Origin of the sequence: Pseudomonas sp. BJa5, from assembly GCF_030272875.2 — a bacterium.
Lineage (GTDB): Bacteria > Pseudomonadota > Gammaproteobacteria > Pseudomonadales > Pseudomonadaceae > Aquipseudomonas.
Window position 1 is genome coordinate 114,402 of the sequence record NZ_JALRNG020000014.1, and the last position, 14,222, is coordinate 128,623.

The window sequence follows — 14,222 nt, forward strand, 5'->3', positions numbered from 1 at the left end:
TCATGGATATCAAGAGCGCGCTCAGCCGCATCGTCGGCCATCTGGACCTGAGCACCGAAGAAATGCGTGACGTCATGCGCGAGATCATGACCGGCCAATGCAGCGAAGCGCAGATCGGCGCCTTCCTGATGGGCATGCGCATGAAGAGCGAGAGCATCGACGAGATCGTCGGCGCGGTGTCGGTAATGCGCGAGCTGGCCGACAAGGTCGAGCTGCAGACCCTCGACGGCGTGGTCGATATCGTCGGCACCGGTGGCGATGGCGCCAACATCTTCAACGTCTCCACCGCCTCGGCCTTCGTCCTGGCGGCGGCAGGTTGTACGGTGGCCAAGCACGGCAACCGTGCCGTCTCCGGCAAGAGCGGCAGCGCCGATCTGCTGGAGGCCGCCGGTATCTACCTGAACCTGACCCCCGTGCAGGTTGCCCGCTGCATCGACAGCCTCGGCATCGGTTTCATGTTCGCCCAGACCCATCACAAGGCCATGAAGTTCGCTGCCGGCCCGCGTCGCGAGCTGGGTCTGCGCACCTTGTTCAACATGCTCGGTCCGCTTACGAATCCGGCCGGCGTGAAGCACCAGGTGGTCGGGGTCTTCACCCAGGCCCTGTGCCGCCCACTGGCCGAGGTGCTGCAGCGCCTGGGCAGCAAGCATGTGCTGGTGGTGCATTCGAAGGATGGCCTGGATGAGTTCAGCCTGGCCGCACCGACCTTCGTCGCCGAACTGAAGAATGACCAGATCACCGAGTACTGGGTCGAGCCGGAAGACCTCGGCATGAAGAGCCAGAGTCTGCATGGCCTGGCGGTCGAAGGCCCAGAGGCATCGCTGGAGCTGATCCGTGATGCGCTGAGCCGACGCAAGACCGAGAACGGCCAGAAGGCCGCCGAAATGATCGTGCTCAACGCTGGTGCGGCGCTCTATGCCGCCGACCACGCGATGAGTCTCAAAGCCGGTGTGGAACTGGCCCACGACGTTCTGCACACCGGGCTGGCCTGGGAGAAGCTGCAGGAGCTGGGCGCCTTTACCGCGGTATTCAAGGTGGAGAATGAAGCATGAGTGTACCGACGGTGCTGGAAAAGATCCTCGCCCGCAAGGTTGAAGAAGTTGCCGAGCGCAGTGCCCGGGTCAGCCTGGCAGAACTCGAGCAGTTGGCTAAAACGGCCGATGCCCCACGTGGTTTTGCCAAGGCGCTGATCGAGCAGGCCAAGCGCAAGCAGCCGGCGGTGATCGCCGAGATCAAGAAGGCTTCGCCGAGCAAGGGCGTGATCCGCGAGCACTTCGTGCCGGCCGAGATTGCCGTCAGCTACGAGAAGGGCGGTGCGACCTGCCTGTCGGTGCTGACCGACGTCGACTACTTCCAGGGTGCCGACCTCTACCTGCAGCAGGCGCGTGCCGCGTGCAAGCTGCCGGTGATCCGCAAGGACTTCATGATCGATCCTTACCAGATCGTCGAAGCCCGCGCCCTGGGCGCCGACTGTGTGCTGCTGATCGTTGCCGCGCTGGACGATGTGAAGATGGCCGAACTGGCCGCCACGGCCAAAAGCGTTGGCCTGGACGTGCTGGTCGAGGTTCACGACGGCGACGAGCTGGAGCGTGCCCTGAAGACCCTCGACACCCCGCTGGTCGGCGTCAACAACCGCAACTTGCACACCTTCGACGTCAGCCTGGAAACCACCCTCGACTTGTTGCCGCGCATTCCCCGTGATCGCCTGGCCATTACCGAGAGCGGCATTCTCACCCGGGCCGATGTCGAGCTGATGGAAATCAACGAGGTCTACTCGTTCCTGGTGGGCGAAGCCTTCATGCGTGCCCAGAACCCGGGCCTGGAACTGCAGCGCCTGTTTTTCCCTGAGCGTGAGGTGCATATCCCAGTCAATAACCCGGTGCAAGATCCGGAGTGATTCACGTTGAAGCCGGCATTGCCGGCTTTTTTGTACCTACAAGGTTGCTGTGATGACTGATCAAATACTGGATGTGACTGTCGAGGCCGGCCTGCATGCCGAACAGGATCTGCTGGCGGCGGTGTGCAAGGGTGAAAAGGACCATGGCCTGTTGTTCTGGCGACCGACCGATCGCGCCCTGGTCATGCCGCGACGCATGAGCCGCCTGGAGGGCTTCGAGGCAGCCTGCGTCGAACTTGCCATCGGTGGCTGGCCGGTGCTGTTGCGCGAAACCGGCGGTGAGCCGGTGCCGCAGTCGCCTGCGGTGATCAATATCGCCCTGGTCTATGTGGCGCCGCGCAGCGAGGGCGACCACGGCCGCATCGAGAATGCTTATGAACGTCTGTGCCTGCCCTTGTGCGATGTGTTGCGCGAGTGGGGTGGGCTGGCTTCGGTCGGGGAGATCGAAGGGGCGTTCTGCGATGGTCGGTACAACGTTAACCTCAACGGTCGCAAGCTGGTCGGCACGGCCCAGCGCTGGCGCCAGGGGCTGGGTGGCAAGCGTCCGGTGGTGCTGGTGCATGGCGCCCTGCTGCTGGATAACGAGCGCAAGTCGATGGTGGCCGCGGTCAACCGCTTCAACGAATGTTGCGATCTGGAGCAGCGCTGCCTGGCCGACAGTCACATCGCCCTGCATGAAGTGGTTCCACAAGCGCCGCTGCTCGAACGCCTCGGCAGTGCCTACGCCCAGGTGATCGAGGGTATCGCCCGGGATTAACGGGTACCGAAGACCACCATGGTCTTGCCTTTGACGTGAACCAGGCTGCGTTCTTCAAGATCCTTGAGCACGCGGCCGACCATCTCCCGCGAGCAGCCCACGATGCGGCCGATTTCCTGGCGGGTGATCTTGATCTGCATACCGTCGGGATGGGTCATGGCGTCGGGCTGCTTGCACAGCTCCAGCAGGCAACGGGCGACACGCCCGGTGACATCGAAGAAGGCCAGGTCGCCGACCTTGCGCGTGGTATTGCGCAGGCGCTGGGCCATCTGGCTGCCCAGGGCGTAGAGAATGTCCGGGTCCTGGCGCGCCAGCTCGCGAAACTTGTCGTAACTGATTTCCGCCACTTCACATTCGCTCTTGGCTCGTACCCAGGCGCTGCGTGTCTGTTCCTGCCCGGTGGGCTCGAACAGCCCCAGCTCGCCGAAGAAATCACCGCTGTTGAGGTAGGCAATGATCATCTCATGGCCGTCATCGTCCTCGATCAGGATGGTGACCGAGCCCTTGACGATGAACGACAGGGTATCGGCCGTGTCGCCAGCGCAGATGATGTTGCTCTTGGCGGCGTAACGACGCCGCTGGCAATGCGCGAGCAGCTTGTCGATGTTTTTGATCTTGGCTGAAAGGGCTGATGCAACCATGGCTGAATCCCGGTAAGAGGCGACGCTTCATCACTTTTATAGAGTGCCTGGCGCCTGGCGCCAGTGATTTGGCGTCAGCTTATCAGACACTTGTCGTTGTATCGGCAGATTTACTCGTACGCTTGAGCTTTTCCACGGGGCCGTCTGGGTCTAAGCTGGCAGCCTTTTTTCAAGCAAGTGGAGTCCGGGTGATGAAGGCGCGTATCCAGTGGGCAGGTGAAGCCATGTTTCTGGGCGAATCAGGCAGTGGCCATGTCGTGGTCATGGACGGTCCGCCCGATGCCGGTGGGCGTAACCTGGGTGTACGGCCCATGGAAATGCTCCTGCTGGGCCTGGGTGGCTGCAGCAACTTCGATGTGGTCAGCATCCTGAAGAAGTCCCGCCAGGCGGTGGAAAGCTGCGAGGCCTTCCTGGAAGCCGAGCGCGCCACTGAAGATCCCAAGGTGTTTACCAAGATCCACCTGAACTTCGTGGTCAAGGGCCGTGGCCTGAAGGAAGCCCAGGTCAAGCGTGCGGTCGAGCTGTCGGCAGAGAAGTATTGCTCGGCCTCGATCATGCTCGGGCGGGCGGGTGTTGAAATCACCCACAGTTACGAGATCGTCGAACTGGGTTGATTGAACAAAGGGCCCATCAAGGGCCCTTTTGTTTTGTTGTGTCCAGCGCTCAGCGGCGCAATCCCGGCAGCAGTTGCAGCAGGCCGGCCGGCAGTTGCGCGCGCAGGCGCGCACTCAAGCGCTCGCGGTGTTTCTGGTAGAACAGGCCAAGGCCGATGACCCCCAGGCCAATCAGGGTCAACACCAGCGGGAACAGCAAGGATTCGGCAAACACTTCGTACGACAGGTAGCCCAGGTACGCGGCCACGCCCATGGCACCGAAAACCATGAACACTGGCCTGCGCAGCAGTACGGCGAGGGCCATCAGGCCAAGGTTGACCAGGCAATACAGTGCCTTGCCCAGCTCGCTATCGCTGTCCATCAGGGTCAGGCCCAGCCAGAACGCCAGCAATCCGGCCAGGTAGCCCCAGAAGGCGTAGTCCTGGCGGGTACGGCCATCGACCAGCAGGAACACCACGAGCAGGGCCAGGCCGAACCACAGCGAAACCGTGCGCCGCTGATCCCAGTTGAAGGCGTCACCGTAGACCCATTCGCTCAGGTCCATGGACATGAACCATAGCGCCACGGCAATCGGCATCACAATGAACGGGAAGGGAATCAGGCGCAGCATCAGCAGGCCGGCGAGCACCGTTGCCGCTTCCATCAGCAACCAGCCGCCCTGCACGTAGGTGTAGTAGTTGTGGTAGTTGCCCTGGCTGTCGTCCAGTGGCCAGAAGCCGGTCAGGCGCTCCACGGCGAATACCGCCAGGGGCACGATACTGACCGCAACCGCGCCGAGCACGCCGGCGGGGATGGTCTGGCCGCGCCGCTGCATCAGCAGCCCCGCCAGGGTCAGGCCGCCAATGTAGGCCAGGGCGATCAGCAGCAATGCGCTGTCGCCGATGCGCATCCAGGCTTCGCTGAGCAGCCAGCCCATGGCGCCCATGATCAGCAGGGCACCGAAGTAGAAGGCTACATGGGCCAGCTGGAAGCTGGCCTGCGTGGCGGGCTGGCGCTTGAGAAACTCGAGCAGGGCCTGGTCCTGGCCAGGGTTGAGAACGCCGGCGCTGACAGCGCGGGCCAGATCCTTGGCATCGAAGCGTTCTGTCATGGCGTGTCCTAGATGCGGTAGGTGCTCTTGGTCATGACCTTGGCCATCAGGCTCATGCCAAAGCGCACCGGGGCCGGGAAGCGGAAGCCGCCAGCCTCGAGGGCCGATTCGGCGTGTTGTTCTTCGTCGATACGCATCTGTTCGAGAATGGCCCGGGATTTTTCATCCTCGTTCGGAATCTGCTCCAGGTGCTCGTCCAGGTGCTTGCACACCTGATGTTCGGTGGCGGCGACGAAACCCAGGCTGACCTTGTCGCTGACCAGGCCGGCGAGGGCGCCGATGCCGAACGACATGCCATAGAACAACGGATTGAGCACGCTGGGATGGCTGCCGAGCTGACGGATACGCTGCTCGCACCAGGCTAGATGGTCGATTTCTTCCTCGGCGGCGTGTTCCATGGCCTTGCGCACCTGCGGCAACTTGGCCGTCAGTGCCTGGCCCTGGTACAGCGCCTGGGCGCAGACTTCACCGGTGTGGTTGATGCGCATCAAGCCGGCCACGTGGCGGGTCTGGGTGTCGTCCAGATCGGCGTCCGGCTGGATGATCGCCGGGGAGGGGCGGGAAGGGTGGCCGCTGAAGGGCAGCAAGGTGCGCATGGCGGTGTCGGCCTGCAGCAACAAGCGGTCGAGCGGCGAATAGTGACGTTCGGTAGCCATCGGGCACCTCCGCAAGAATGTGCCCGACAGTTTACCGCAATCGAGATGATCGGGCTTGCCCTGGATCAGCCCGGCGGCCAGTGCATCTGGCGCTGACCCAGCACGTGCATGTGGATGTGGTAGACGGTCTGGCCACCCTGCTCGTTGCAGTTCATGACCACACGGAAGCCGTCTTCACAACCCAGTTCCTTGGCCAGGCGCTGGGCGGTGAACAGGATGTGCCCGGCCAGTCCCTTGTCCTCTTCGGTCAGGTCGTTGAGGGTGCGGATCGGCTTTTTCGGGACGACCAGAAAGTGCACTGGCGCCTGTGGGGCGATATCGTGGAAGGCCAGGACCTGGTCGTCCTCGTAGATGATCTTGGCCGGGATCTCCCGGTTGATGATCTTGGTGAACAGAGTATCCACTACGGTTGCTCCATGAGAGTGATCGGGCCTGAGTGTACTCAGGCCGGGCGCCGACGCCCAGTCCCGTACGCTCAGCGTGGGCAATAGGCCTGGTTGATGGCGCCGGCCAGCTTGCGCGCCATCCAGCGTGTCAGTAGCCGGGGGCTGAAGGCCAGCCAGCGGTTGCGTCGACCGGGAATGATCAGCGCGCGGTTCTTGTCCAGGGCGCGAACGGTGTACAGCGCCACTTCCTCGGGGCTCAGGCTGCGCTTGCCCTTGTCCAGGCGGGGAATGCGCCGCAATGGCGAGCGAACCGGTCCTGGGCACAGCACAGAGACCTTGATGCCGGTGCGCTTGAGTTCTTCACGCAGGGCTTCGGAGAAGTGCAGCACATAGGCCTTGCTGGCGGCATAGCTGGCCATCCACGGGCCGGGAGCGAAGGCGGCCAGCGAGGCGACATTGAGGATTTGCCCACCACCCTGGACCGCCATGGCATTGCCCAGCGCGTGACAGAGGCGGGTCAGGGCGAGGATGTTCACCTCGATCAGGTCCTGTTCATCAGCCCACTCCTGGGCCAGGAACGGGCCGTAGGAGCGAATGCCGGCGCAGTTGACCAGCAGATCGATCTGTCGATCGCTTTCCTCCAGCTCCAGCAGGAACCCCGACAGGCGCAGCGGTTCGCCCAGGTCGCAGGCACGGAACAGCACCTCGACGCCAAAGCGCTGGGTCAACTCGATGGCGATGGGTTCGAGCAGGTCGCGCTGCCGCGCCACCAGGATCAGATTGCGTCCCCGACGCGCCAGGGCCTCGGCCAGCGCCAGGCCCAGACCGCTGGAGGCACCGGTGATCATGGCGTAACGGGTCATGCAGTACTCCAGAGGGGGATAGGGTCGAAACGTCCAGTTTACAGGAATCAGCCGGGCCAGCGCTGGCCCAGGGCGCTCGCAGCGGCTTGCGCCTGGCGGTATTCGGCATCCAGGCGGGCGATGAGTTCGGCGGCAGGGCACAGTTCGTCGATGGCGCCGACGCCTTGCCCGGCGGACCACACCGTTTTCCAGGCCTTGGCCTCGTCGTGGATGGGTTTGAGCTTGGTTTCGAGATTGCCGCGCAGGGCCGCCATGTCGAAGCCGGCATTCTCCAGGCTCTGGCGCATGAAGCTGGCCGGCACTCCGGAAACGGCGGCGGTGTGGATGATATCGGCGGCCTTGGCGCCCAGCATCATTTCCTTGTAGGCATCTGGCGCGCGGCTTTCGTGGGTGGCGATAAAGCGCGTGCCGAGGTAGGCGAGGTCGGCGCCAAGCAGTTGTGCGGCGAAGATTTCGTGGCCACGGTTCAGGCAGCCGGCCAGCAGCAGGGTCTTGTCGAAGAACTGACGGATCTCGGCGACCAGGGCAAACGGGCTCCAGGTGCCGGCATGGCCGCCAGCCCCGGCGGCTACGGCGATCAGGCCATCGACGCCGGCTTCGGCAGCTTTCTCCGCATGCCGGCGGGTGGTGACGTCATGGAACACCAGCCCGCCGTAGCTGTGCACCGCGTCGACCAGTTCCTTCACCGCGCCGAGGCTGGTGATCACGATCGGTACCTTGTGCTCGACGCAGATCGCCAGGTCTGCCTGCAAGCGCGGGTTGCTCTGGTGGACGATCAGGTTGACGGCGTAAGGCGCAGGATTGTCCAGCAGCGCAAGGCCCGCTTCGACTTCCTCCAGCCAGGCCTTGAAGCCTGCGCTGTCGCGCTGGTTCAGTGCCGGGAAGCTGCCCACCACGCCGCCTGCGCAGCAGGCCAGCAGCAGTTGCGGGTTGGAGATCAGAAACATCGGCGCCGCAACCACCGGCAGGCGCAAGCGGTGTTCGAGCAGGGCAGGCAATGACATGACGGGCTTCCCGAGGCTGAGTGATAACTGAGATTAGAACGGTTTGACCACCACCAGGATGACGATACCGAGCAGGATCACCACGGGGACTTCATTGAACCAGCGGTAATAGACATGGCTGCGGGTGTTTTCACCGCGGGCGAAGCGCTTGAGCTGGGCACCGCACATGTGGTGATAACCGGTGAGCAGGACGATCAGGGTGAGCTTGGCGTGCATCCAGCCCTGGCTGAGGAAGCCCGGGGTCAGGCTGAGCAGCCAGATGCCGAAGATGAAGGTGGCGATCATCGCCGGGCCCATGATGCCGCGGTAGAGCTTGCGCTCCATGGTCACGAAGCGTTCCTGGCTGATGCTGTCCTGGCTCTGGGCGTGGTAGACGAACAGCCGTGGCAGGTAGAACAGGCCGGCAAACCAGCAGACCACGCTGACGATGTGCAGGGCTTTGATCCAAAGGTAAAGCATGGGGTTGAGTTCCTTCAGGGTTCACGGTCGTCAGATAGTAGAGGCTGAGGGCCTGGCGGGCCATCTCAACAGTTGTGAGCGTGTTGCAGGATCCCTATCATCGTGGGCTTTCCAGTCGGTTCGTTGATAAGGGGCACGCGTTATGGTCAAGGTCGGTATTGTTGGCGGCACGGGTTACACCGGGGTCGAGCTGTTGCGTCTGTTGGCACAGCATCCACAGGCAGAGGTTGCGGTCATTACCTCGCGATCCGAAGCAGGCCTGGCCGTTGCCGACATGTACCCGAACCTGCGCGGCCACTATGACGGCCTGGCGTTCAGCGTACCGGACGTGAAAACCCTGGCGGCCTGCGACGTGGTGTTCTTCGCCACTCCGCACGGTGTCGCCCATGCCCTGGCGGGCGAACTGCTGGCTGCCGGCACCAAGGTCATCGACCTGTCCGCCGACTTCCGCCTGCAGGATGCCGATGAGTGGGCTAAATGGTACGGCCAGCCCCATGGCGCGCCGGAACTGCTCAAGGATGCGGTCTACGGCCTGCCGGAGGTCAATCGCGAGCAGATCCGCCAGGCGCGCCTGATTGCCGTGCCGGGTTGCTACCCGACCGCTACCCAGCTGGGCTTCCTGCCCCTGCTCGAAGCCGGCATCGCCGACGCTTCGCGCCTGATCGCCGACTGCAAGTCCGGGGTCAGCGGTGCCGGTCGCGGTGCTTCCGTCGGCTCGCTGTTCTGCGAAGCCGGTGAAAGCATGAAGGCCTATGCGGTCAAGGGCCACCGCCACCTGCCGGAAATCACCCAGGGCCTGCGCCGGGCCGCAGGCGGTGACGTCGGCCTGACCTTCGTTCCGCACCTGACCCCGATGATCCGCGGCATTCACTCGACCTTGTACGCCACCGTCGCCGACACCTCGGTCGACCTGCAGGCGCTGTTCGAGAAGCGTTATGCCGATGAACCGTTCGTCGACGTAATGCCCGCCGGCAGCCATCCGGAAACCCGCAGCGTGCGCGGCGCCAACGTCTGCCGCATTGCCGTGCATCGGCCGCAGGGCGGCGACCTGGTGGTGGTGCTGTCGGTGATCGACAACCTGGTCAAAGGCGCATCGGGCCAGGCGGTACAGAACCTCAACATCCTCTTCGGCCTGGATGAGCGCCTGGGCCTGTCCCATGCGGGCTTGCTGCCATAAGACAGCCAGCTGTCAACGGGCCCGCCTTGTGCGGGCCTTGTTGTTTTTGGCGACGCAGGGCAGACGAAAGCCGCACAATTGTTGACCGATTTTCTCGGGGAAGCGGATAATGCGCGTCATCACGCATTATGGCGGCATAGCGCCGGGAGATAGTCAGCATGAGCGTCGAATCCTTCACCCCTCTGGCATTGCAGTTCACTGAGGGTGCAGCGCACAAGGTGAAGACCCTGGTCGATGAGGAAGGCAATGATCGCCTGAAGTTGCGAGTGTTCGTGACCGGCGGCGGTTGCTCGGGTTTTCAATACGGTTTCACCTTCGATGAGGACGTCGCCGAAGACGACACCATCGTCGAGCGTGAAGGCGTGGCCCTGGTCGTCGATCCAATGAGCTTCCAGTACCTGGCAGGAGCCGAAGTGGATTACCAGGAAGGCCTGGAAGGCTCGCGTTTCGTTATCAAGAACCCGAACGCCACCACCACCTGTGGTTGCGGTTCTTCGTTCTCGATCTGATCGCAGGGCAGGTTGCACCGCAAACGCCGCGCTTATGCGCGGCGTTTTGCTATGTGCGGGTCAGGCCGGGTAGATCGCGCCGAGCACTCGCAGGCCGCGGGCGCCGGTGACGCTGGGGCGGTTGCCGGGTATGCCCTGCAGGCAGCAGTGGGCAAGCCAGGCGAAGGCCATGGCCTCGACCCAGTCCGGATCGATACCCAGGGCGGCGGTGCTGCTCACCCGGGCAGCAGGCAGCAGGGTGGCCAGGCGAGCCATCAGCGCGCCGTTATGGGCGCCGCCACCACAGACCAGCAGCGCCTGGGTAGCCACCTGGGCGGCCTGCAGGGAGCTGACAATGCTGTGAGCGGTCAACTCCAGCAGGGTGGCCTGGACGTTGGCATCGGCAATCAGCGGCTGTGCGGTCAGGTGATGCTTGAGCCACGGCAGGTTGAACACCTCACGACCCGTGCTCTTGGGGCCAGTGCCGGCGAAGAACGGGTCGCTGAGCAGGGCTGCGAGCAGGCCCGCGTTGACCTGCCCGCTGGCGGCCCAGGTGCCATTGGCGTCATAGCCTTGGCCCTGCTTCTCGTGTATCCAGGCATCGAGCAGCACATTGCCGGGGCCGCAGTCGAAGCCGCTGACCGGCTTGTCCTGCTCGATCAGGCTCAGGTTGCTGAAGCCGCCGACGTTCAATACGGCCAGGCGCTCGCCCTGGTGTTCGAACAGCGCTTCATGGAAGGCCGGGACCAAGGGTGCGCCCTGGCCGCCCGCGGCCACATCGCGACGACGGAAATCACCCACCACGCAGATGCCGGTCAGTTCGGCCAGCAGCGCCGGGTTGCCGATCTGTACGGTGAAGCCGCGCGCCGGCTCATGGCGAATGGTCTGGCCGTGGCTGCCGATGGCGCGGATATCCGCGGGCTTGAGGTTTTGCGCCGCCAGCAGGTGCTCGATGCCCTGGGCCGCCAGGCGTACCCACTGCGCTTCGGCGAGGGCCGCGCGGGCGATCTCGTCGGCACCGCTGGCGCACAGGTCCAGCAGGTCCTGGCGCAGGCTGGCGGGCATGGGAATGTAGTGTGTAGCGAGCAGCCGGGTGTGCTGCTCCTGTTCGATCAAGGCGATGTCCAGGCCATCGAGGCTGGTCCCGGACATCACACCCAGATAGAGCGCCATCGCTTAGCGCTTGTTGGAAGCGAGCATGGTCGCTTTTTCCTGGTTCATGCGGGCAACCAGGGGCTGGGTTTGTTGCATGAAGCGCTGGCGCTCGGCCTTGGCGATCGGGTCGGCCATCGGTAGCTTCTGCCCCAGCGGATCGACATGCACGCCGTTGACCTGGAACTCGTAGTGCAGGTGTGGACCGGTCGACAGGCCGGTGGTGCCGATATAACCGATGACCTGGCCCTGCTTGACGGTGCCGCCGGTCTTCACGCCCTTGGCGAAGCCCTGCATGTGTCCGTAGAGGGTCTGGTAGCGGTTGCCGTGCTGGATGATCACGGTGTTGCCGTAGCCACCGCGACGACCGGCCAGCAGCACCTTGCCGTCACCGGCTGCCTTGATCGGCGTGCCACGTGGCGCGGCGTAGTCGACGCCCTTGTGGGCGCGGATCTTGTTGAGGATCGGGTGCTTGCGCCCCGCCGAGAAGCGCGAGCTGATGCGGGCGAAGTCAACCGGGGTGCGGATGAAGGCCTTGCGCATGCTGTTGCCGTCAGCGGTGTAGTAGTTGGTATTGCCCTGCTTGTTGGTGTAGCGAACGGCGCTGAAGGTCTTGCCGCGGTTGGTGAAGCGCGCGGAGAGGATGTTACCGGTGCCGACCACCTTGCCATCCATGACCTTCTGTTCGTAGATCACGTCGAATTCGTCGCCATGGCGAATGTCCTGGGCGAAGTCGATGTCGTAGCCGAAGATCTTCGCCAGGTCCATGGTCAGGTTGTGTGGCAGGCCGGCGCGCTGGCCGGAAGCCGACAGCGAGCTCTTGATCGTGCCGTGGGCATAGGCCGAGCGCATGACCGGCTTGCTGATCTCGCGGTTGAAGGCGTAACCGTTTGCGGTCTTGGTCAGGCGAATGGTTTCCAGGTTGCTGACCTTGCTGTGCAGGCTGGTCAGTTGACCGTCCTTGTCCAGTTCGATCTGCAGCACCTGGCCGTTCTTGAGCTGGCTGAACTGCTTGGCTTGCTTGTTGCTGGCCAGTATTTCATGCACGGCGGCAGTTGGCAGGCCGACCTTGGCGAACAGGGTCGACAGGGTGTCGCCACGGCTGACAGTCACCTCACGGTGGCTCGGTTCCTTGGCCGCAGCAACTTTTGCCGCAGGCGCGGCTTCAGCCTGCGGTGCGGGCGCAGATGCAGGCTCGACCTTGGCGGTTTCCTCGGTCGCTGCGGCACTGTTGTCGATCTGGGCGAACGGCGAGTCGCTGGACGCGTCTGTGTTCTGGGCCAGTGGCGCGCTCGGTTCCTGCTTGAGCTGCTCGGCAGGGCTCTCCAGCTCCAGTTCCAGGTTCAGGGTGGTTTTCTTGGCTTCTACCTCGCTGGAGGGAAACACCAGCAAGGCCAGGCTGAGTAAGGCGGCGATGCCGCTGGCGGCCAACAGATGGCTCTTCGGATAAAGCGGGGGCGCTTTAGGCGGTTCGTTGGTCATAGATGAACTGGCTTGAAAAAGATGAAATGGAAAAGATGAATGACATGATGAAGATGAAATAACTGTATAAAATATAACCAAATCCCTTTCAGTGCAAGCGCGCAGACGTCATCAGTCGGCTACGGGGTCACATTCCGGGCTAAAACTTGTAATTGATGGCTGATCTTGTATGGTTGGGGCCCTTTGAATCTGAGCCTTGCGGGTCTGTTATGAAGTCGGTTGAAGAGCAGCTAGCGCTGATCAAGCGTGGTGCGGAAGAGGTATTGGTTGAGTCCGAACTGGTCGAGAAGCTCAAGCGCGGGCAACCGCTGCGGATCAAGGCGGGCTTTGACCCGACGGCGCCCGACCTGCACCTGGGGCATACCGTCCTGATCAACAAGCTGCGCCAGTTCCAGGATCTGGGGCATCAGGTGATCTTCCTGATCGGCGACTTCACCGGCATGATCGGTGACCCGAGCGGCAAGAGCGCCACGCGTCCGCCGCTGACCCGCGAGCAGGTGTTGGAAAACGCCGAGACCTATAAGCAGCAGGTGTTCAAGATTCTCGACCCGGCCAAGACCGAGGTTGCGTTCAACTCCACCTGGATGGACAAGCTGACTCCGGCCGACTTCATTCGCCTGGCTTCGCAGTACACCGTGGCGCGCATGCTCGAGCGCGACGACTTCGACAAGCGCTATACCACCAACCAGCCGATCGCCATTCACGAGTTCCTCTATCCGCTGGTGCAGGGGTACGACTCGGTGGCGCTCAAGGCCGACGTCGAACTGGGCGGTACCGACCAGAAGTTCAACCTGCTCATGGGGCGCGAGTTGCAGCGTGCCTATGGCCAGGAAGCTCAGAACATCGTGACCATGCCGCTGCTCGAAGGTCTGGATGGCATCAAGAAGATGTCCAAGTCGCTGGGTAACTATGTCGGTATCCAGGAAGCGCCGGGCGTCATGTACAGCAAGCTGGTGTCGATCCCTGACACCCTGATGTGGCGTTACTTCGAGCTGCTGAGCTTCCGCTCGATGGAAGAGATCGATGCGTTCCGCGCCGACGTCGATGCCGGTGCGAACCCGCGCGACATCAAGATCAAGCTGGCTGAAGAGATCGTTGCGCGCTTCCATGGTGAAGAAGCTGCGGCCAACGCGCATCGTGCGGCCGGTAACCGCATGAAGGAAGGCGAGCTGCCGGAAGACCTGCCGGAGGTCGAGGTACTGGCCGCTGAAGACATGCCGATCGCCGCTGTGCTCAACAAGGCGGGCCTGGTGAAGAACTCGGCTGCTGCTCGTGACCTGCTGGCTGCTGGTAGTGTTCGGGTTGATGGTGAGGTGGTCGATCGCGGCTTTGTCTTTGCTATTGGCGCTACCCATGTCTGCCAGGCGGGGAAAAAGGCGTTTGCACGCATCACCCTGAAGGCGGAGTAACACTGCCTATATAGAGTGGGGCGCAGGCTGATTTGAAATACTTTGAAATCAGCCCTTGACGCCCCGTTTTATCTCTCTATAATTCGCCCCACTTCCGGCGCAGTCGAAACGGAAAACTCCTTGAGAATCAACGAGTTGAACGTTTCA

General features: G+C 62.9%; 16 protein-coding genes. 7 read left to right on the forward strand and 9 right to left on the reverse strand.

Features of this window, described 5'->3' with window-relative positions; translation table 11 throughout:
* Positions 1-2: 2 nt before the first annotated feature.
* From trpD to M2D63_RS10800, 3 genes are read left to right on the forward strand one after another with little or no spacing between them, the layout of a single operon-like run.
* The gene (gene trpD / locus M2D63_RS10790; RefSeq protein WP_285862873.1) at positions 3-1,052 is read left to right on the forward strand and encodes an anthranilate phosphoribosyltransferase; all 1,050 of its coding nucleotides are present in this window, start codon (positions 3-5) and stop codon (positions 1,050-1,052) included.
* A complete protein-coding gene (trpC, locus tag M2D63_RS10795; RefSeq protein ID WP_285862875.1) occupies positions 1,049-1,897 on the forward strand; it encodes an indole-3-glycerol phosphate synthase TrpC in 849 nt (282 codons plus the stop codon). Before trpD ends, trpC begins: the two co-directional genes overlap by 4 nt.
* Before the next feature lie 52 nt (positions 1,898-1,949).
* Positions 1,950-2,654, forward strand: a complete 705-nt coding sequence (locus M2D63_RS10800) for a lipoyl protein ligase domain-containing protein (RefSeq protein ID WP_285862876.1) — start codon at positions 1,950-1,952, stop codon at positions 2,652-2,654.
* Here M2D63_RS10800 and crp read toward each other — a convergent pair.
* Complete coding sequence (crp, locus tag M2D63_RS10805; RefSeq protein WP_285862877.1) at positions 2,651-3,295, reverse strand: cAMP-activated global transcriptional regulator CRP; 645 nt, start codon at positions 3,293-3,295, stop codon at positions 2,651-2,653. The two genes, M2D63_RS10800 and crp, sit on opposite strands and share 4 nt — an antisense overlap.
* Before the next feature lie 191 nt (positions 3,296-3,486).
* On the opposite strand from crp, the gene M2D63_RS10810 reads away from it, so the two are divergent.
* A complete protein-coding gene (locus M2D63_RS10810; RefSeq protein ID WP_285862878.1) occupies positions 3,487-3,909 on the forward strand; it encodes an OsmC family protein in 423 nt (140 codons plus the stop codon).
* Between the two features lie 49 nt (positions 3,910-3,958).
* Here M2D63_RS10810 and M2D63_RS10815 read toward each other — a convergent pair whose 3' ends face one another.
* The 6 genes from M2D63_RS10815 to hemJ form a co-directional block, all read right to left on the reverse strand.
* The gene (locus tag M2D63_RS10815) at positions 3,959-4,999 is read right to left on the reverse strand and encodes a DUF2157 domain-containing protein (protein ID WP_285862879.1); all 1,041 of its coding nucleotides are present in this window, start codon (positions 4,997-4,999) and stop codon (positions 3,959-3,961) included.
* An 8-nt stretch (positions 5,000-5,007) separates the two neighbouring features.
* On the reverse strand, positions 5,008-5,655 hold the full coding sequence (gene coq7, locus M2D63_RS10820) for a 2-polyprenyl-3-methyl-6-methoxy-1,4-benzoquinone monooxygenase (protein WP_285862880.1): 648 nt from the start codon (positions 5,653-5,655) through the stop codon (positions 5,008-5,010).
* A gap of 65 nt (positions 5,656-5,720) precedes the next feature.
* Positions 5,721-6,059, reverse strand: coding sequence for a histidine triad nucleotide-binding protein (locus M2D63_RS10825; RefSeq protein ID WP_285862881.1), 339 nt, complete (start codon positions 6,057-6,059; stop codon positions 5,721-5,723).
* 71 nt (positions 6,060-6,130) lie between these two features.
* Positions 6,131-6,904: an SDR family oxidoreductase gene (locus M2D63_RS10830; protein WP_285862882.1), complete on the reverse strand. Its 774-nt coding sequence runs from the start codon at positions 6,902-6,904 to the stop codon at positions 6,131-6,133.
* 47 nt (positions 6,905-6,951) lie between these two features.
* Complete coding sequence (locus tag M2D63_RS10835) at positions 6,952-7,908, reverse strand: nitronate monooxygenase family protein (protein ID WP_285862883.1); 957 nt, start codon at positions 7,906-7,908, stop codon at positions 6,952-6,954.
* 33 nt (positions 7,909-7,941) lie between these two features.
* The gene (hemJ, locus tag M2D63_RS10840) at positions 7,942-8,367 is read right to left on the reverse strand and encodes a protoporphyrinogen oxidase HemJ (protein WP_285862884.1); all 426 of its coding nucleotides are present in this window, start codon (positions 8,365-8,367) and stop codon (positions 7,942-7,944) included.
* A 142-nt stretch (positions 8,368-8,509) separates the two neighbouring features.
* Between hemJ and argC the strand changes: the two genes are divergently transcribed.
* Positions 8,510-9,544 (forward strand): N-acetyl-gamma-glutamyl-phosphate reductase, encoded by a 1,035-nt coding sequence (gene argC / locus M2D63_RS10845; protein WP_285862885.1) that lies wholly within the window; start codon positions 8,510-8,512, stop codon positions 9,542-9,544.
* A 158-nt stretch (positions 9,545-9,702) separates the two neighbouring features.
* The gene (gene erpA, locus M2D63_RS10850) at positions 9,703-10,053 is read left to right on the forward strand and encodes an iron-sulfur cluster insertion protein ErpA (protein ID WP_285862886.1); all 351 of its coding nucleotides are present in this window, start codon (positions 9,703-9,705) and stop codon (positions 10,051-10,053) included.
* Between the two features lie 60 nt (positions 10,054-10,113).
* On the opposite strand, the gene M2D63_RS10855 is transcribed toward erpA, so the two are convergent.
* Both M2D63_RS10855 and M2D63_RS10860 read right to left on the reverse strand, forming a co-directional pair.
* Positions 10,114-11,205 carry an anhydro-N-acetylmuramic acid kinase gene (locus M2D63_RS10855; RefSeq protein WP_285862887.1) on the reverse strand — a complete coding sequence of 364 codons (1,092 nt, stop codon included), beginning with the start codon at positions 11,203-11,205 and terminating at the stop codon, positions 10,114-10,116.
* Positions 11,206-11,208: 3 nt separating this feature from the next.
* Positions 11,209-12,666 carry a peptidoglycan DD-metalloendopeptidase family protein gene (locus tag M2D63_RS10860; RefSeq protein ID WP_285862889.1) on the reverse strand — a complete coding sequence of 486 codons (1,458 nt, stop codon included), beginning with the start codon at positions 12,664-12,666 and terminating at the stop codon, positions 11,209-11,211.
* Positions 12,667-12,875: 209 nt separating this feature from the next.
* Between M2D63_RS10860 and tyrS the strand changes: the two genes are divergently transcribed.
* Positions 12,876-14,075 (forward strand): tyrosine--tRNA ligase, encoded by a 1,200-nt coding sequence (gene tyrS / locus M2D63_RS10865; RefSeq protein WP_285862890.1) that lies wholly within the window; start codon positions 12,876-12,878, stop codon positions 14,073-14,075.
* The last annotated feature ends 147 nt before the right edge of the window (positions 14,076-14,222 follow it).

Coding starts and splice junctions, on each gene's coding strand:
- trpD (WP_285862873.1), top strand. CDS start 3: ATGGATATCAAGAGCGCGCTCAGCCGCATCGTCGGCCATCTGGACCTG.
- trpC (WP_285862875.1), top strand. CDS start 1,049: ATGAGTGTACCGACGGTGCTGGAAAAGATCCTCGCCCGCAAGGTTGAA.
- M2D63_RS10800 (WP_285862876.1), top strand. CDS start 1,950: ATGACTGATCAAATACTGGATGTGACTGTCGAGGCCGGCCTGCATGCC.
- crp (WP_285862877.1), bottom strand. CDS start 3,295: ATGGTTGCATCAGCCCTTTCAGCCAAGATCAAAAACATCGACAAGCTG.
- M2D63_RS10810 (WP_285862878.1), top strand. CDS start 3,487: ATGAAGGCGCGTATCCAGTGGGCAGGTGAAGCCATGTTTCTGGGCGAA.
- M2D63_RS10815 (WP_285862879.1), bottom strand. CDS start 4,999: ATGACAGAACGCTTCGATGCCAAGGATCTGGCCCGCGCTGTCAGCGCC.
- coq7 (WP_285862880.1), bottom strand. CDS start 5,655: ATGGCTACCGAACGTCACTATTCGCCGCTCGACCGCTTGTTGCTGCAG.
- M2D63_RS10830 (WP_285862882.1), bottom strand. CDS start 6,904: ATGACCCGTTACGCCATGATCACCGGTGCCTCCAGCGGTCTGGGCCTG.
- M2D63_RS10835 (WP_285862883.1), bottom strand. CDS start 7,908: ATGTCATTGCCTGCCCTGCTCGAACACCGCTTGCGCCTGCCGGTGGTT.
- hemJ (WP_285862884.1), bottom strand. CDS start 8,367: ATGCTTTACCTTTGGATCAAAGCCCTGCACATCGTCAGCGTGGTCTGC.
- argC (WP_285862885.1), top strand. CDS start 8,510: ATGGTCAAGGTCGGTATTGTTGGCGGCACGGGTTACACCGGGGTCGAG.
- erpA (WP_285862886.1), top strand. CDS start 9,703: ATGAGCGTCGAATCCTTCACCCCTCTGGCATTGCAGTTCACTGAGGGT.
- M2D63_RS10855 (WP_285862887.1), bottom strand. CDS start 11,205: ATGGCGCTCTATCTGGGTGTGATGTCCGGGACCAGCCTCGATGGCCTG.
- M2D63_RS10860 (WP_285862889.1), bottom strand. CDS start 12,666: ATGACCAACGAACCGCCTAAAGCGCCCCCGCTTTATCCGAAGAGCCAT.
- tyrS (WP_285862890.1), top strand. CDS start 12,876: ATGAAGTCGGTTGAAGAGCAGCTAGCGCTGATCAAGCGTGGTGCGGAA.